This is a genomic window from Marinobacter sp. LV10R520-4, assembly GCF_002563815.1.
In the GTDB taxonomy this organism is placed as follows: domain Bacteria; phylum Pseudomonadota; class Gammaproteobacteria; order Pseudomonadales; family Oleiphilaceae; genus Marinobacter.
The window spans coordinates 2,350,453-2,368,114 of sequence record NZ_PDJM01000001.1 but is presented as its reverse complement, the minus strand read 5'-3'; the positions used below and the strand labels follow the sequence as shown (position 1 = coordinate 2,368,114).

16 protein-coding genes are annotated in these 17,662 nt (G+C 54.8%); 9 read left to right on the top strand and 7 right to left on the bottom strand.

Annotation, left to right across the window (positions count from 1 at the left end):
- Positions 1-153: 153 nt before the first annotated feature.
- From ATG98_RS11380 to ATG98_RS11370, 3 genes are all read left to right on the top strand, one after another.
- Positions 154-1,503, top strand: coding sequence for an adenosylmethionine--8-amino-7-oxononanoate transaminase (locus tag ATG98_RS11380; RefSeq protein ID WP_098423099.1), 1,350 nt, complete (start codon positions 154-156; stop codon positions 1,501-1,503).
- 24 nt (positions 1,504-1,527) lie between these two features.
- A complete protein-coding gene (locus tag ATG98_RS11375; RefSeq protein ID WP_098423097.1) occupies positions 1,528-2,262 on the top strand; it encodes a 16S rRNA (uracil(1498)-N(3))-methyltransferase in 735 nt (244 codons plus the stop codon).
- 63 nt (positions 2,263-2,325) lie between these two features.
- On the top strand, positions 2,326-3,555 hold the full coding sequence (locus ATG98_RS11370; protein ID WP_098421204.1) for a DUF445 domain-containing protein: 1,230 nt from the start codon (positions 2,326-2,328) through the stop codon (positions 3,553-3,555).
- Positions 3,556-3,643: 88 nt separating this feature from the next.
- Here ATG98_RS11370 and ATG98_RS11365 read toward each other — a convergent pair whose 3' ends face one another.
- The 4 genes from ATG98_RS11365 to ATG98_RS11350 all read right to left on the bottom strand — a co-directional run bounded on the left by ATG98_RS11365 (position 3,644) and on the right by ATG98_RS11350 (position 7,667).
- Positions 3,644-4,981: a YihY/virulence factor BrkB family protein gene (locus ATG98_RS11365; RefSeq protein WP_098423095.1), complete on the bottom strand. Its 1,338-nt coding sequence runs from the start codon at positions 4,979-4,981 to the stop codon at positions 3,644-3,646.
- A 135-nt stretch (positions 4,982-5,116) separates the two neighbouring features.
- Positions 5,117-5,719 (bottom strand): penicillin-binding protein activator LpoB, encoded by a 603-nt coding sequence (gene lpoB / locus ATG98_RS11360; RefSeq protein ID WP_098421202.1) that lies wholly within the window; start codon positions 5,717-5,719, stop codon positions 5,117-5,119.
- 9 nt (positions 5,720-5,728) lie between these two features.
- Entirely contained in the window at positions 5,729-6,133 is a 405-nt protein-coding gene (locus ATG98_RS11355) for a YcfL family protein (RefSeq protein WP_228706096.1), read from the bottom strand.
- A 34-nt stretch (positions 6,134-6,167) separates the two neighbouring features.
- Positions 6,168-7,667 carry a COG3014 family protein gene (locus ATG98_RS11350; protein WP_098421200.1) on the bottom strand — a complete coding sequence of 500 codons (1,500 nt, stop codon included), beginning with the start codon at positions 7,665-7,667 and terminating at the stop codon, positions 6,168-6,170.
- A 130-nt stretch (positions 7,668-7,797) separates the two neighbouring features.
- Between ATG98_RS11350 and tmpT the strand changes: the two genes are divergently transcribed.
- From tmpT to ATG98_RS11325, 5 genes are all read left to right on the top strand, one after another.
- Complete coding sequence (gene tmpT, locus ATG98_RS11345; RefSeq protein ID WP_098423091.1) at positions 7,798-8,457, top strand: thiopurine S-methyltransferase; 660 nt, start codon at positions 7,798-7,800, stop codon at positions 8,455-8,457.
- Positions 8,458-8,685: 228 nt separating this feature from the next.
- The gene (locus ATG98_RS11340; RefSeq protein WP_098423089.1) at positions 8,686-10,608 is read left to right on the top strand and encodes a PrkA family serine protein kinase; all 1,923 of its coding nucleotides are present in this window, start codon (positions 8,686-8,688) and stop codon (positions 10,606-10,608) included.
- A 58-nt stretch (positions 10,609-10,666) separates the two neighbouring features.
- Positions 10,667-11,962 carry a YeaH/YhbH family protein gene (locus ATG98_RS11335; protein WP_098421197.1) on the top strand — a complete coding sequence of 432 codons (1,296 nt, stop codon included), beginning with the start codon at positions 10,667-10,669 and terminating at the stop codon, positions 11,960-11,962.
- Positions 11,959-13,530 carry a SpoVR family protein gene (locus ATG98_RS11330; protein WP_179888128.1) on the top strand — a complete coding sequence of 524 codons (1,572 nt, stop codon included), beginning with the start codon at positions 11,959-11,961 and terminating at the stop codon, positions 13,528-13,530. Before ATG98_RS11335 ends, ATG98_RS11330 begins: the two co-directional genes overlap by 4 nt.
- A gap of 192 nt (positions 13,531-13,722) precedes the next feature.
- Entirely contained in the window at positions 13,723-15,192 is a 1,470-nt protein-coding gene (locus ATG98_RS11325; protein ID WP_098421196.1) for a WS/DGAT/MGAT family O-acyltransferase, read from the top strand.
- Here ATG98_RS11325 and ATG98_RS11320 read toward each other — a convergent pair.
- From ATG98_RS11320 to ATG98_RS11310, 3 genes are read right to left on the bottom strand one after another with little or no spacing between them, the layout of a single operon-like run.
- A complete protein-coding gene (locus tag ATG98_RS11320) occupies positions 15,185-15,622 on the bottom strand; it encodes an RrF2 family transcriptional regulator (RefSeq protein WP_098421195.1) in 438 nt (145 codons plus the stop codon). The genes ATG98_RS11325 and ATG98_RS11320 overlap by 8 nt on opposite strands.
- 29 nt (positions 15,623-15,651) lie before the next feature.
- On the bottom strand, positions 15,652-16,020 hold the full coding sequence (locus tag ATG98_RS11315) for a YbaN family protein (protein ID WP_098421194.1): 369 nt from the start codon (positions 16,018-16,020) through the stop codon (positions 15,652-15,654).
- 47 nt (positions 16,021-16,067) lie between these two features.
- A complete protein-coding gene (locus tag ATG98_RS11310) occupies positions 16,068-16,301 on the bottom strand; it encodes a hypothetical protein (protein ID WP_228706095.1) in 234 nt (77 codons plus the stop codon).
- Positions 16,302-16,495: 194 nt separating this feature from the next.
- Between ATG98_RS11310 and moaA the strand changes: the two genes are divergently transcribed.
- Positions 16,496-17,488, top strand: a complete 993-nt coding sequence (gene moaA / locus ATG98_RS11305; protein ID WP_098421193.1) for a GTP 3',8-cyclase MoaA — start codon at positions 16,496-16,498, stop codon at positions 17,486-17,488.
- Positions 17,489-17,662: the final 174 nt, after the last annotated feature.

Here is a 17,662-nt window from a genome sequence, read left to right as displayed (position 1 = left end):
ACAATCCTAGTCCAACAAACGCGTGCGTTTATGTTATCGCCTTCAGTGCTTCTTGCAAAGCAGTAGCCTGAACCCGCTGTTAACTGTAAAATTTAAAAAGGTTAACAGCCGATTCATCGCAACCCGAAATTCTTGTTTGCCCGGAGCCCCTCAATGCGCAATGCCGATCTTGTCGCCCGCGATCTTAAATCCGTGTGGCACCCCTGTACCCAGATGAAAGACCACGAAAGCCTGCCGCTGATCCCGATTAAAAAGGGCAAAGGCGTGTGGCTGGAAGACTTCGAAAACAACCGCTATATCGATGCGGTCAGCTCTTGGTGGGTCAATCTGTTTGGCCACTCCAACGATCGCATCAACAACGCCATCATCGAACAGATCGGCCAGCTGGAACACGTGATTCTTGCCGGCTTCAGCCATGAGCCGGTGGTGAATCTTTCAGAGCGATTGATTGAGGTAACGCCGGAAGGACTGAACAAATGCTTTTACGCCGACAACGGTTCGTCGGCTATCGAAGCGGCGCTGAAAATGAGCTTTCACTACTGGAAGAACCAGGGCCAACCGAGCAAAAAGAACTTCGTGAATCTGGCCAACAGCTACCACGGTGAAACCTTGGGCGCGCTGGCGCTGGGTGATGTAGCGCTTTACAAAAACACCTACCAGCCATTGTTGATGGAGGTGATTACTGCGCCCTCACCGGACGCCTACCTGAAAGAGCCGGGCGAAACCGACGAAGCCTTCGCCCTGCGCCAGTTCGAGGCGATGGAAGCGTTGCTGGCAGAAAGGCACCATGAAATCTCCGCGGTCGTGGTAGAGCCGCTTATTCAATGCGCCGGCGGCATGCGCATGCACCACCCGGTTTACCACACCAAACTGCGCGAAGCTTGTGACCGGTACGGCGTACATCTGATTGCCGACGAAATTGCCGTGGGCTTTGGCCGCACCGGGACCCTGTTCGCCTGCGAGCAGGCGGGCATCACACCGGATTTCATGTGTTTGTCAAAAGGCCTGACCGCAGGCTACCTGCCATTGTCTGTGGTGCTGACCACTGATACCGTTTACAACGGGTTTTACGACGATTACGAAACCATGCGGGCGTTTTTGCACAGCCACAGTTACACCGGCAACCCCATTGGCTGCGCCGTAGCACTGGCAACTCTGGACATTTTCCGTGATGATCGGGTCATCGAGAATAATCGGCGCCTGTCGGCCTGCATGGCCGAGTCGGTCGCTCATCTGGCCGATCACCCCAACGTGGGTGATATTCGCCAACACGGCATGACACTGGCCATTGAAATGGTTAAAAACAAAGCCGACAAAACACCCTTCCACTGGAAAGAAAGGCGCGGTTTGAAAGTGTACCAGCACTCACTCACCCGCCAGGCCTTGTTACGCCCGCTGGGCAATGTGGTGTATTTTATGCCACCCTATGTGATCATCGAGGATCAGATTCAGCATCTGGCCCGGGTAGCCACGGAGGGCATCAATATCGCTGTGCGCGACTGAGTTGCGCCTTTAAGGAAAACTGCGTTGCGAATACCACGAATCTACACCGACACTCCGTTACAGGCCGGCGCAGAAGCGCAGCTGGACGACAAGGCCGCACAACATATAGGCCGGGTATTGCGCATGCAACCTGGCCAGGCATTAAGCCTGTTCAACGGCGATGGCCAGGACTACCCCGCGCTGATTGCCAGCGCCAGCAAGAAAAACGTGACGGTTCAGGTGGGGCAACCCACTGCAAACAGCAGTGAATCAACGCTGGAGATAGTGCTCGGGCAAACCCTGTCAAAGGGTGACCGCATGGATTACGCGGTGCAGAAAGCGACGGAAATGGGCGTTAGCCGAATCGTGCCTCTTTCAACCGAACGCTGCGATGTACGCCTGAAAGGCGACCGCGAAGACAAGCGCCTGAGCCACTGGCGTTCGGTAGCCATCAGCGCCGCCGAACAATGCGGCCGCGCACGAGTGCCAGACATTTTACCGGTGATGAACATCACCGAATGGCTGGATTACAGCCAACACTGCGATCTGCGCCTGGTGCTGCACCACCGCACCGAGCAGTCACTGGATTCTCTGGCCAAACCCAACAGCGTTGCCCTGATGATCGGCCCCGAAGGCGGCCTGAGCGCCGACGAAATTGCCCAGGCCGAAAAATCCGGCTTCCTTCCGGTTGCGCTCGGCCCGAGAGTGCTCCGCACGGAAACCGCGCCGGTTGCCGCCATGGCACTGTGCCAGTGGCTGTGGGGTGATTTTGGTGCCTGATCTCCGTATGTGCGTTCCCAAACTGGCTACATCATCCACACGTCACACAGTTAAGACGTGCAGATGACAAGCCTGGCCACGTCCATCGAACTTTTGCAGTACCTCAGCATCCCGGTGATCGCGGCATTAATCGGCTGGGTCACCAACTGGCTGGCCATTAAAATGACCTTTTACCCCATCAAATTTTTCGGCTGGCCACCGTACCTGGGCTGGCAAGGCATTATTCCCTCCAAAGCCCGCAAAATGGCGCTCATCAGCGTAGACACCACCATCGCCAAGATTGGCACCGTGCCAGAAATTTTTCAGCAGCTGGACCCCAACGTACTCGCCACCCAACTGATCCACACCATAAACCCGCGACTTGAAGGCTACGTAGACGAGTTGATGATGCGCGAGTCGCCGGCGTTGTGGCAAAGCTTGCCAGGCCCAGCCAAACGGCTGGTGTACGAGCGCGCCCGCAAAGCCTTGCCCGCACTGGTGATGCAGGTAATGGACGACATAGCGCAAAACGCAGAAGAGTTGCTGGACATCAAAACCATGGTGATAGACCAGCTCACCGCCGACAAAACCCTGCTAAACCGCATATTTTTGACCTGCGGCTACCGTGAGTTCCACTTTATTGTGAAGTCAGGCCTGTATCTGGGTTTTGGCTTTGGCCTGTTACAGATGCTGCTGTGGTACGTATTTCCAGTGTGGTGGGTGCTGCCCCTGGGTGGTTTAGTGGTGGGCTTTGCCACCAACTGGATTGCCCTGAACGTTATTTTCCGCCCGCTGTACCCGGTGCGAATTGGCCGTTGGCGCATTCAGGGGCTGTTTCTGAAACGTCAGCCAGAGGTTGCTGAATCCTTCTGCCACATTGTGGCCCACGACATACTCACGGTGGGCAGTATTATAGAGGCCATACTGGATGGGCCGCGGGGCGGGCAGGCTCTGGATATCATCAAAACGCACCTACGGCCGCTGCTGAACGCAGACGCAGGCGTCAATCAAACTCTGGCACACATGGCGCTGGGCCCCGTTGCCGCTGCCAGCTTACGCAACCAGCTGGAAAGCAAAGCCGTTGAGCTGTCCCGCAGCGCGTTAAGCCAACCGGCTTTTCAGAAAGACCGTGCGCGAGCCATTGAATCCATTATGGTCGAGCGCATGATGACGTTGTCTTCTGGCGAGTTTCAGGATTTGCTGCGACCGTGCTTTCAGGAAGATGAAATCAAACTGATTCTGGTGGGTGCGGCGCTGGGTATGCTGGCCGGTATTGGCCAACTGCTTCTGGTGTTTGGGCAAGCCTTGACGTAGGCCACCCCGCAAAAGTGGTAAACGCTGAGTGCCTATGTGGAAGACAGTGGAAGACACAGAAACGATGGTCGGGAACCTGGATGCCAATTTATACTGCTTGATCCGGCGTTACCGGGTTCTGTCTGTCTTCACCGGCCAGCAGTTCAGCGAAAGTAAGCTCGTCGCCCTGCGTGGACCGGCCAAACAGGCTTTTCGGTAGCAGCGCCGGCAACCGGGCCACCACGTTATCTTCATCGTTACGCACCGCCTTCAATACGTCACCCACTGAAATTCGCTCCAGCGACCTGGCCGGGTGCAGGCAGTCGCCCTGGCTACCTGCCAGCGTCAGCAGTTTGGCGCGGATCAGTTTGTCACTGACATTACGGGTTACCTCCCCCGGAACTCTGAGCTCTTGCTCAACCACCTCCTGCCGCGGCGCGGGCCGGCCCTCGTGGAACGGCTTGGCCACCATCCACATCAATGCCAGGGCAACATGTTCCTGCAACTCCGGCGCCAGCTGCACCTGGTGGCGCTTGGCTACAGAGCCCGGATTCTGCAGGTAAAAGCTCAAACTGGCGCCCAGCAGCAGTATCATCCAGTTCAGATAGAGCCAGATCAGCATGATAATGCCGATGGCAAAACTGGAATAAATGGCGGCGTATCTGGCAGACCCGGCCACGAACGACGCAAACAGCATTCCGGCGGCCTGCCAGGACACACCCGCAATCAGGCCTGCCAGAAACGCGTAACGTACCTTCACTCGGGTGTTGGGAATGAACACGTACACAAACGTGAATGCACCCACTACCAGGAAGAAGGGTGTAAAGCGGCTGATCAGTAAAATCACCGAGCCGAAAGGTTCTATCGCAATCAGGGTTTGCACAAACGATGAAGAGAAAATGGTGGCGCTGATACCAATAGCGGACACCATCAGCAGCGGCCCAACCATGATAACGCTTAAATAGTTACTGAAGCGCTGCGCCAGAGATCGCATCTCTGGCACCCGCCAGATCATATTAAACGAGCGCTCTATTTTCTGCACCAGCGACACCACCGTGTACACCAGCACCGCCAGGCCTACCGAGCCCAACACACCCACTTTTATATTGTCCACAAAGCCCAAAATGCGGTCTGCCATTTCAATGCCGTCGGGCCCCAGCGGCTGGAAGAACTGGTACAGGAACGGCTCCATTTTCTGATGAACGCCCAAAGCCTTCAGCACCGAAAAACTGAGGGCCAGCAACGGCACAATGCTCAGTAACGTGGTGTAAACCAGGCTCATGGCGTGAAGAGTAAGCTGCCCGCCAATAAAGTCCCGAATCAGCGCATACAGCGAGCGCCCGGTTTTATAAAGCCAGGTCCAGGGCCAGTGTTGCGGCGGATTAGGATTTGCCAGGATCCATTTTTCAGCAGCAGCAAGACGTTCCTGTATCTGAAGAGAAGCCACTTTTTGTCCCGTTGCCAGAGTGTGAAAGCGCCCCTGCTTGAAGCGGGGGCATACAGATTCAAGTATGGCTCAAATGAGTGCCGGGGGGAAACCAGCCGCTGGCGCACAAGAAACCGCACCTTCAGCCGCAGCCGTTTACCAGGAAACGGATTCATTGGACCCACGCTTGATAATGGGCGTTTCTACCTCCCAGGTTGCCAGACCAGTCGCCAGGTCGGTCAGAGACAGCTGGATGTAATATTCAACCTGCTGCTCTTTACCTGCTTTATGGTTGCGCTGCAGAATCTTGCCCGACAGGCTCAGGTCTGGCGCTATCAAAGTGCCTTTGCGTTGCACACCCGCCTGGTCAAACTCTTCAGAATCACGCAGCTCACGCACGCGCGCGCTCATTTCATCTTCAGCACCATCAAGGCCTACCGCTGTGGTGGTCACGACTTTGCCGGAGCGCAGCAGCGCCACACGGATCTTCTTGGTGAGCTGATCTGTGTCGATACGCTGCATGGTGTCATTGGTAACGCGACTGACCACCATGATGTAACGCTCGCCATTGGGCTTACTAACGGCGCCGCTGGCAAGCATGTCATCAACGGCCTCGGTGGCCGCTTTTTCGAAATCCCGGTAATCCATGGTCATGGTCACAGGCCCATCGTCAGCAGCCGGGTCGATATATCGGGTAGGCGTCGCGCAGCCGGCAAGCATGAGCATGCTGATACAAAACACAATGGGAAGTTTGAACATACAGAATCCTTATTGCTGGGGCTCACGAAGATGGAGCTGATAATCGGTAACGCGGGCGTGGGGCGCCGTTGCGGTGAAATAACGGGTTTGACCGGTTAATAACGAGACTTTTCGATAGCCCTCGCCAACGCCTTTTACGACCATGCCGTTGGGGTCAAACCAGGTCACTTTCCAAGCCAGATCGCCGTTGGAGCGTGCCTCAATAGCGTACTGGATTTGCAACAGGGTTTCTCCGCCAGGCTGAGCAATACGCTGGCTTAGCAGCTCTGTTACGGCCACAAAATAGTTTACTTCCGGGTCGATCTGAAGTTGCTCGCGGTCGATTGCAGCTACTGTTTCGGCGGGTGGCTGGATAGCGCAACCGGCCAATACCAGTGCGCAACTGAAGGCGATGATCTGTTTTTGAAATTTCATAGTTCGGGTTCTCATAGCTTGTCCCTGATTGGGCTCATTGAGTAGCTGTCAGCAAATCATTCCCCGACAGTTGCACCGTTGATGCCGGGTTACGCCCTTGCAAATCAAGCGCGACGACGCTGGCCGGGCCAGCCAAAGTGGGCCGTTTTACGTACAGCAAGGTAAACGGCTGGTCAGGTAGAACAATAGTACCCAAAGAACGGCCATTTGTGCCTGTTAGCGTTAGTTTACCACTCTCGGGGCGATCGATCCGAGCGGCCTGCCAGTGGTCAGGCAACGCCTGCCAGCTGCGTAAATCAGCCTGGGTAGTGGCAATGGTCAGCGCGGCAGCACCGAGCTGACCCCAAACGCCAAACTTTTCTGCAGCTTCGTTCTGGATGACCGCTTTTATCACAGCAGACGATACTGCCCGTGCTAAAACACCGGGGAATCGCTCTTTCATTTCAGTGCGAATCACCGACCCCATGTCCGATATGAACTCTGTTTGCACCGCAACATCAGCGCCGGCAAGCACCCCCAGGCTCCCCGGAACAGCCGCACGGTCTCTGTATCTGGGCAGTGCAATGCCAAAGTAAGCGGGTGCCTGCTGATTGCCATGAAACAACAGCAAAGGCACATCAATCCGGGTTTCTTCCAATACCGGGCCCAGACCGTTTTCATAAACAACCCACACCTGCGGGCCAAGTTCAGCTATCGACTGCTGGCCTGCGGCCAGCGCCTCGGCAAGTTTGGCGTCACGCTGCAGAACACCACTAGCGCTGTTCATAGCGGCAACACGTGTGAGGGACGTGGCGGCTTTTTCGTAATCGGCGCGGCCACCGGCGTTGGCCAGGAAGAACAGGCCATGCAGATATGTGCTGGCCGGCACAATAAACTCAGGCAGCACCGACCACTCAGATCCTCCCTCGTAGCGCTGCGACACCCCATTGCGCAGGCTTTGGTTACTCAGACTGTTGCGAACCATAGCTGCCGTGTTTTGTCCGCTCTGCGCCTGCTGGTTCAGCGCCGCCCGCTGTTCGGTGATTTCCTTACTGAAGTATTCCACCGCACGCCGTGTACGGTCATCCGCCCGGTTAAACTCGACACGCGCAAATTCGTTATTGCCCTCGGCCAGAAACGCCAGGCCCTTGTAGGTGTTGACGAGAATCGCCTCCGACATCAGCGCTTGATAGTCGCGCTCGGAGTCGTTCACCATCAACGCCATGAAGGCCGTTGACGATTGTTCCAGAATATTGGCCAGGTCCAGGTTCTTCATACCCTCTTCCGCCAAATCATAGGTGTTGGTGGCCTCCTGATAGCGGCCCAACAACCGGTATAACTCGGCCTGATGCAACAGATCCAGCAAATGTTCATCGGGATCTACAGCCTTACCCTTGGCGGTTTTGAAGCTCACCGCTTGCAACGCAAGGTCGTAATCGCCTACCGCGTAAGCATCATTAAACGCGTTCATCTGATTTTTTTGCTGGAACGAAGAACACCCCACCATCAGCGTTGCTAGAAAAGCGGCCACCAAAAAACGAAACACAACTTCCACTCAAACACTCCCTGAGCTTACAAGGTGCGGCCCAAGCCGCCCAATTTTGCCTATACTGATACTATTCCTAATATCATCATACGGCGAAATTCTGCCCCACACGTCAAAACCAATCGCAAAAGGCGAAATTATGGATCATGAATTTTGGCATACCCGCTGGGAACGCAAAGAGATCGGATTCCACCAAGAGTCGGTCAATCACTATTTGCACGAGCACTGGCCAGACCTGACAGGGCCGGAAAAAAGCCAGGTTCTGGTGCCGCTGTGCGGTAAATCCCATGACATCTGGTGGCTTCACGATCGCGGCCACCCCATTCTGGGCGTAGAGCTCAGCAGCATTGCCTGCAAAGATTTTTTTGAAGAAGCCGGCGAAAAAGTAATGGTGACACCCGGTTCGCCGTTTACCCGTTTCTGCCATGACGACACCCTGGAATTGTGGTGCGGTGATTTTTACCAGCTATCTCCGGCGGACGTAAAAAACGTGCGCTGGGTATACGACCGTGCCGCGCTGATTGCCCTGCCGCCGTCCATGCGCCAGCGCTATGCCAGCCACCTGAGCGCTATCTTGCCTGAGAGCTGCGACATACTGCTGATTACCCTGGATTACGACGGCAGTGAAATGACCGGTCCGCCGTTCAACGTGACTGACAGCGAGGTGTACGAACTGTTCAGCGATGACTTCACCGTTGAGCGCCTGCGCCAAAACAGCATGGGGAAAGACGATCCCTTCGCCAAACGCAAAGGCCTGGGCAGCGCCACGGAAAGTGTGTTCCGGCTACACAAACGCTGATTGGGCGGATTTATCGGTTGGCCACGGAACCGCCACCGTTAAGCCACTGTCCAAACAGGCAAAGCTAAACTAAGCTTCCGATAAGTAGGCCAAAAACAAAAAACAACTCTATAACTAGTCATAGTACGCACGTCGAGCTGAGGGCAGTCCGGCCCAGGCGGGCGGCAACAACACATAATGAGGAATACGCGTTACGAACGGCTAAACCATTGCAAGCGAGGGGCATTCATGAGCATTCTGCAACAGTATAAAAACCGTTACGAAAGGACTCAAGAAGAAGAATTTTCTCTAGAGGAATACTTGGAGATCTGCAAAAACGACCCCGGCGCTTACGCCAGCGCTTCCGAACGTTTACTACTGGCTATTGGCGAACCCGAACTGATAGACACCTCACGTGATACCCGGTTGTCGCGTATCTTTTCCAATAAAATGATCAAACGCTATCCGGAATTTTCCGAATTCTACGGCATGGAAGAAGCGGTGGAAAACATCGTGTCTTTCTTCCGCCACGCCGCCCAAGGGCTAGAAGAAAAGAAACAGATTTTATACCTGCTGGGCCCGGTAGGCGGTGGTAAATCGTCACTGGCAGAAAAACTTAAATCTCTGGTGCAGAAGATACCGTTTTACGCCATCAAGGGCTCTCCGGTGAACGAGTCGCCATTGGGCTTGTTTGATCCAGCTGAAGACACCGAAATTCTGCACGAAGAATACGGCATCCCCCCGCGTTATCTAAAAAGCATCATGTCGCCTTGGGCCGTGAAGCGCCTGCACGAATTTGGCGGCGACGTCAGCCAGTTCCGGGTGGTGAAACGTTATCCGTCCATTCTGGACCAGGTCGGCGTATCCAAAACCGAACCGGGTGACGACAACAACCAGGATATTTCCGCTTTGGTTGGCAAGGTGAATATCCGCATGCTGGAAGACTATTCCCAGGATGACCCAGACGCCTACAGCTTCAGCGGTGGCCTGTGCAAAGCCAACCAGGGCTTACTTGAATTTGTAGAGATGTTCAAGGCGCCCATCAAAGTTCTGCACCCGCTGCTGACCGCCACCCAGGAAGGCAACTACAACACCACCGAAGGCATGGGCTCTGTGCCCTTTGATGGCGTTATCCTGGCTCACTCTAACGAATCAGAGTGGCAGACCTTCCGCAACAACAAACACAACGAAGCCTTCCTGGACCGTGTGTACATTGTAAAAGTGCCCTACTGCGTGCGGGTAACCGAAGAAGTGGATATCTATCGCAAGCTGCTGGAACACAGTTCCCTAGCGGGTGCGCCCTGCGCGCCGGACACCCTAGACATGTTGGCCCAGTTCTCTGTGCTGTCACGCATAAAAGACCCGGACAATTCCAGTATTTTCTCGAAAATGCGGGTCTACGATGGCCAGAACATCAAAGACACCGACCCCAAGGCCAAATCGATTCAGGAATACCGCGATGCGGCCGGTGTGAATGAAGGCATGGATGGCCTGTCCACCCGATTCGCCTTCAAAATCCTGTCGAAAGTGTTCAACTTCGACACCAACGAAGTGGCCGCTAACCCGGTGCATTTGCTGTATGTGATTGAAAAGCAAATTGAACAGGAACAGTTCCAGCCCGAGATTCAGGAGCGCTACCTGCGCTACATCAAGGAATTTCTGGCCCCCCACTACGTGCAGTTTATTGGTAAAGAAATTCAGACTGCGTATCTGGAAAGCTACAGCGAATACGGCCAGAACCTGTTCGACCGCTACGTCACCTATGCCGACCTGTGGATTCAAGACCAGGAATTCCGCGACCCGGACACCGGGGAAATTCTGGACAGAGTCTCTATTAACGAAGAACTGGAGAAAATCGAGAAGCCGGCGGGCATCAGCAACCCCAAAGATTTCCGCAACGAGGTAGTCAACTTTGTGCTGCGTGCCCGTGCCAATAACCAGGGCGACAACCCTTCCTGGCTGAGCTATGAAAAACTGCGCAGTGTAATCGAGAAGAAAATGTTCTCGAACACCGAAGACCTGCTGCCGGTGATTTCATTCAATCCCAAAGCCAGTAACGAAGACCAGAAAAAGCACAAGCAGTTCGTTGACCGGATGATAGACCGCGGTTATACCGAGAAACAGGTGCGGTTGCTGGCCGAGTGGTACCTGCGGGTTCGCAAATCCCATTAACCGATAGCGGATGCACTGAATAGCGCGCTTTATGGCGCACTTTATAGAGGGAAGCGTTATGGGAAGCACCCACATTATTGACCGGCGCCTGAACGGTAAAAACAAAAGCGCAGTGAATCGGGAACGATTCCTGCGCCGTTACCGCCATCACATAAAGAAGGCCGTGGCTGAAGCGGTGAAAAAGCGCTCCATTACCGATGTGGAGCACGGGGAGAGCGTGAGCATTCCCAACCGCGACATTCAGGAGCCGATTTTTCACCACGGCCAAGGTGGGCGCCAGGAAGTGGTGCACCCCGGCAACCAGGAGTTTCTGGCCGGCGACACCCTGCCCAAACCGCCTGACGGTGGTGGGCAGGGGCAAGGCAATGGCCAGGCCAGCCAAGATGGCGAGGGAATGGATGAATTCGCCTTTCAGATTACCCAAGAAGAGTTCCTGAACTTCCTGTTTGACGATTTGGCGCTGCCTAATCTGGTGCGCAAACGCCTGAAAGACACCGAGTCGTTCAAATACGTACGCTCTGGTTTTAGCACTCAGGGGGTGCCCGCCAAGCTGGATGTTATTCGTTCTTTACGCGGAGCCCACGCTCGCCGCCTGAGCTTAAGCGGAGCCCGCCGACGTAAAATCCGCGAACTGGAAGAGCAGCTTGCGGCGCTGAAAGTTGCGCCGGATGACCTGAATACTGCGTTCAGCCACGCCGACCAGATTCAGGTTCTGGAAGAAGAAATTACACGGCTGAAAGCCAACGTGAAACGCATTCCGTTTATTGACGAAATCGACCTGCGCTACCGCCAGCACCTGAAGCAACCGCAACCGGCCACCAGCGCGGTGATGTTCTGCCTGATGGACGTATCCGGCTCTATGACTCAAACCCACAAGGACATCGCTAAACGCTTCTTTATTTTGCTGTATCTGTTCTTGCAGAAGAACTACAAAAAAATCGACGTAGTATTTATTCGCCACCACACCAGCGCCAAAGAGGTAAACGAAGAAGAGTTTTTTTATTCGCGGGAAACCGGAGGAACCATTGTGTCCAGCGCCCTGAAGCTGATGCAGAAAATCATCGACAGCCGCTATTCACCGGCGGAGTGGAACATTTACGCCGCCCAGGCATCCGACGGCGACAACTGGAATGACGACTCCCCGGTGTGCAGCAAACTGTTAACAGACCGGCTGCTTCCGCTGGTGCAGTATTACGCCTACATCGAGATTACGCCCCAGAACCACCAGATGCTCTGGTACGAATACGAGAAGATTCTGGCGCGCTTTCCGCACGCATTCGCGATGCAGCAAATTGCCGATGCCAGCGATATTTACCCGGTCTTCCGCCGGCTGTTCGAGAGGAAAGCCGCATGAGTGAACACGACGACCGCGCACCGCGCGTTGACACCCCGCCCGTGCCGCCTAAGGCATTAAAAGCACGGGAGCCGATTTCGACCGGGTCAGAATGGACCTTTGACCTGATACAGCGCTACGACGAAGAAATTGCAAAATGTGCAGCCGAGTTCGGCCTGGACACCTACCCCAACCAGGTGGAGGTGATCAGCGCTGAACAGATGATGGACGCCTACAGCTCTGTGGGCATGCCGGTAGGCTACAACCACTGGTCGTTCGGCAAGCAATTCCTCAACACCTCAAAAGGTTACCAGCGCGGGCAAATGGGGTTGGCCTATGAAATCGTCATCAATTCAGACCCGTGCATCGCCTACCTGATGGAAGAGAACACCCTGCCCATGCAAGCGCTGGTGATTGCCCACGCCTGCTATGGTCACAATTCTTTCTTTAAAGGCAACTACCTGTTTCGCACCTGGACCGACGCCAGTGCGATTATTGATTATCTGGTTTTTGCACGGCACTACATCGCCGAATGCGAAGAACGCCACGGTGTAGACGCGGTGGAAGAGGTACTAGACTCCTGCCACGCGCTGATGAACTACGGAGTGGATCGCTACAAGCGGCCGTCGCCCATTTCCGCCGGCGAAGAAAAGCTGCGCCAAACCGAACGCGAGGAATACCAGCAGCGCCGCATCAACGATTTGTGGCGCACCATTCCCCTGCCCACCGATGACAGCGACCCTGAAAGTAAGAAAAAGCGTTTCCCGGAGGAGGCCCAGGAAAACATCCTGTATTTCATTGAAAAGAACGCACCTTTGCTGGAAACCTGGCAGCGGGAAATTATTCGCATTGTGCGTAAATTGGGCCAGTACTTTTACCCTCAGCGGCAAACCCAGGTGATGAACGAAGGCTGGGCGACTTTCTGGCACTACACCCTAATTCACGCCCTGTACGACAAAGGGCTGGTAACCGATGGTTTTATGCTGGAACTGTTGGCTAGCCATACTGCGGTGGTGTACCAACCGCCGTTCAACAGCCGTTATTATTCCGGCATAAATCCCTACACCTTGGGGTTTGCGATCTTCACCGATCTGCGTCGTCTGTGCGAACAGCCCACAGACGAAGACCGCGAATGGTTCCCGGACATTGCCGGCTCCGATTGGCGGGAAACCCTGCATTTCGCCATGAAAAACTTCAAAGACGAGAGCTTCATCCAGCAGTTTCTGTCGCCCAAAGTGATGCGCGATCTAAAGCTGTTTGCCATTGAAAACGACGATGAGGAAGACGCCTACCTGGTGACCGCCATTCACGATGAAACCGGTTACCGCACCCTGCGAGAAAAGTTGGCGCGGCAATACAACCTGAGCAGTCGCGAGCCGGATATTCAGGTATGGAATGTAGACTTGCGTGGCGACCGTTCGCTGACCCTGCGCCACATTGTGAATGAGCGTAGGCCGCTAGCGGACGACAGCGAAGAAGTGCTGCGCCACATACACCGGTTGTGGGGCTTCGATGTGCATCTTCAAAGCGTAAGCGACGGCACGGTGGTGGAGGAATATCAGTGCCCGCCGGCAGCGCCAAGTGCTTAATGGCGGCGGTTCAGCCGCGCTCAACCAGGCGGCCGTCCCGTTCCAGCCTCTGTTCTCCCGCTTTCAGTCTTGCCGTTTCTACAGAATTTTCTTGTGTCAGCATTCGTTTATCGTGACAGTACCTCATATACTGACAGATCAGGGCTCACCGCCCTTTTTTCATGTTCCAGATACAGTAGGGGTGCGCACGGAATGAAACGCCTGGCAACATTGGATGCGTCTTGGCTAGCGGTCGAGTCTGACGATACCCCCATGCACGTGGGCAACTTGCAAATTTTCAGCCTGCCCGAAAACGCCGCGCCTACCTTCACCGGCGACCTGGTCAAAAGCATGAAGCAAGCCGGTAATGTTGAGCTCCCCTGGGGATGCAAGCTGGTATGGCCAAGTTTTCTAGGTCGCGTTTTAGCGCCCACCTGGAAGCACGACAAGCACATTGATCTGGACTATCACGTACGCCACTCGGCCTTGCCAAAACCCGGCGATGAACGGGAACTGGGAGTACTTGTATCGCGCCTGCACTCCAATCCGCTGGACCTGTCGCGGCCGCTGTGGGAATGCCACATGATCGAAGGGCTGGAACACAACCGTTTTGCCCTGTACACCAAGATGCACCACTGCATGATTGACGGCATCAGCGGCGTGCGACTGCTGCAAAGAGTACTGAGCAAATCCCCCGACGAGCGCGGCATGCTGCCGCCCTGGTCAGTAAGGCCGGAAAGCCGGCGCGGCAGCAAGACCGACAGCGAAGCCAGCGTACCGGGCGCCATTTCCCAAGCCATGGGCGCTCTCAAGCTGCAGTTGGATCTGGCGCCGCGGCTGTGGCAGGCCAGCAATCGCCTGATTCACTCGGTGCGCCATCCGGAAGACGGCCTGACCGCTCCTTTCACTGGGCCGACTTCCAAAATCAATCATCGGGTTACCGGCCAGCGCCGTTTTGCCACCCAGCAGTTCCGGCAGGCAGACATAAGAGCCATGGCCAAAGCGTCTGGCGGTTCAATGAACGACATTGTGCTGTATTTGTGCGGCACCGCGCTGCGGCGCTTTCTTCTGGAGCAGGACGACCTGCCAGAAACGTCGCTGACCGCAGGTATCCCGGTTAATATTCGTCCTGCAGGCGACGACGCCACCGGCACCCAGATCAGCTTTATGATTGCCGCCCTGGCCACCAACGAACCCGACCCGTTAACGCGCCTGCAATCCATCAAGGAATCCTCGTGCAAAGCCAAAGAGCACTTGCAAAAGTTGCCTAAAAAAGCGTTGACCCAATACACCATGATGCTGATGTCGCCCTACATATTGCAGCTGATGTCTGGCTTGGGCGGGCGCATGCGACCGGTATGGAACGTGACAATCTCTAACGTTCCGGGGCCCACCGAAGATCTTTATTACGAAGGCGCGAAACTGGAGGCCATGTATCCGGTGTCTCTGATTACACACGGCGGAGCGCTGAACATTACTTGCTTGAGCTATGCCGGATCGTTGAACTTTGGCTTTACCGGTTGCCGCGACACCTTGCCAAGCATGCAAAAATTAGCGGTGTATACCGGGGAAGCATTGGAAGAACTTAGAACCCTGGTGTTAGCGCCAAAGAAAAAGCCCAGCCCGCGCAAGCCTAAACCGGCTGCAAAAAAGAAGCCGGCTGCGAAAAGCGACACTAGCTGATCTGTAGCAGCCGCAGCAACTGCGATTGCTGTGGCTGCTGCACCACATCGGCCAGGGTGTAGGTGTCCAGGGTTGCTAAAAAGGCCTGCAAGGCTTCCCGTAACATCGATTGCAAACCGCAAACCGGGGTAATGCAACACTGATTGTTCGCGGAAAAGCACTCAACCAGATTGAAATCCGGCTCGGTATCGCGCACTAAAGCACCAATATTGATGGAGCTCGGCAGACGCCGCAGCCGCATGCCACCATTTTTGCCTCTCACTGTTTCTATGTAGCCCTTAATGTTGAGCTGGTGCACCACCTTCATCAGGTGGTTCTTGGAAATATCATAGGCATCGGCTACGTCCTGAATGGTAACCAGCCGGTCGCCACAAGCCGCCAGGTAAACCAGCACTCGCAGGGAATAATCGGTATAACGGGTAATGTGCATAAACTACTCCAGCTAGCATACAACTGACATCAATAGGTCGGACGGGTCAGCAAATAGCATGCAACAGCCACCAGCGTAATCCCCACTATTATTAAAACCAGCGGCTTAGCGCCGCCCCAGAACAAAAAACCCCAGCTTAGCGTCATCATCGAGCAGGCAAGCGCTTTGGCACTGGCCGGAACGGCCTGGCGGGTGCGCCACTGCAAAATAACAGGGCCAAACTTAGGGTGATTATCTAACCAAAAAGCAAAGGCCGGCGACCCCTTGCTGGCAAAGAAAGCAGCCAGCAAAACAAAAGGGGTGGTCGGTAACACCGGAAGAACCACGCCGACCATCGCAAAAAACATCGAGATATACGCGAGTACACGGAATCCGGTTTTGCGATAATGGTTACTCATAGTGCTGATCTCACAGCCATTAAACTATAGCTTCAGTATAACCTTGATCAGTGGACCGGTCTGCCCAAACGACTCAGAAAAACCAGCCTCACAATGTAGGCAATTTTGATACCCACCGCGAACAACAAGGTGCCAATGTGGGCCAGAACCTGCAGCATCATTGGCAACCAGCCCGCCAACGGGTAAGCCAGAGCAACGCTCACCAGCAGGCCCAGCACCGACCAGACAATTGCGCTATTGGCACGAAACAGCATCTTTTCCATCTTTTTACCCTCTGCCATCTTTAAAGATCTATTTTATAGTTATCTTTAAGAAAAGCACAATCTTTTCTGACCTGCGAATGATCTAGATGATGTGCCCTCCAAATTCAGGCAAAGCTACCCCGCCAGTGGTATCGGATTTCACGCTGTGGTCTGCGATACTCTGTGCTATAACTTCTGAAAGATTCGAACTGGCTGCTACGGGAACCGTGCCAATGTCTAACACTAAGCTGACAGATCGCTTCGGGCGCACCATCAATTACGTGCGTTTATCGGTGACCGACCGTTGCGACTTCCGTTGTGTTTACTGCATGGCAGAAGACATGACGTTTCTGCCCCGTCAACAGGTACTCACCCTGGAAGAAATCGCCAGGCTGGCGCGCAATTTTGTGGAGCTGGGCACCGAAAAAATACGCCTGACCGGCGGTGAACCACTGGTGCGAAAGGGCATTGTTGATCTGGTAAAAGAAATCGGTAGTTATGGCCTGCGTGATTTCGCCATGACCACCAACGGCAACCAGCTGTCCTCCATGGCAGAGCCGCTGCGCAAAGCAGGACTTCATCGCCTGAACATCAGCCTGGATTCGCTAGACGCCGATAAATTTCACAGCATTACCCGCACGGGCAAACTGTCAAAGGTGCTTGACGGCATAGACGCCGCCCGCGAGGCCGGCTTCCGTGGCATTAAACTGAACACGGTAGTGATGAAGGGCCGCAACGATCAGGATGTGCCCGAACTGGTTGAGTACGCCCGCCGCAAGCAGGTAGACATCACCTTTATTGAAGAAATGCCCCTGGGCGAGATTTCCGAACACGATCGCGGCGAAGCCCTTTGCACCAGCGACGAAGTGCGCGAGATCATTACCCGCCATCACGAGCTGGTGCCTGCCACCGCAGACTCCGGTGGTCCGGCGCGCTATTACCGCATGACAGACAGCCCGATTCAGGTTGGTTTTATTTCACCCCATTCCCACAACTTCTGCTCTACCTGTAACCGGGTGCGGGTCACCGTGGAAGGCCGCCTTCTGCTGTGTCTGGGCAATGAACACTCCGTGGACCTGCGTCGAGTACTGCGCGCTAACCCCATTTCTGACCAACGCCTGCAAGATGCCATCGCCCAGGCGATGGATTTAAAACCGGAAAAACACCACTTTTCCGTCAACGGTGAGGTGCAGGTGCTGCGTTTTATGAACATGACCGGCGGCTAAGGCGGACCAAGGCGCGCTTCAAGCAGACCTCAGACGCACTCCAGGCAAACAAAAGCCTCAACAGAACCGGAAAACCCCGCATCGCGGGGTTTTTTGTTGGCTAGCCCCATTAACTTCAACTTCGCTTATTTTTCACACAAACTTTGCGCGGTTGCTATGCTGTTCTAACGTGCT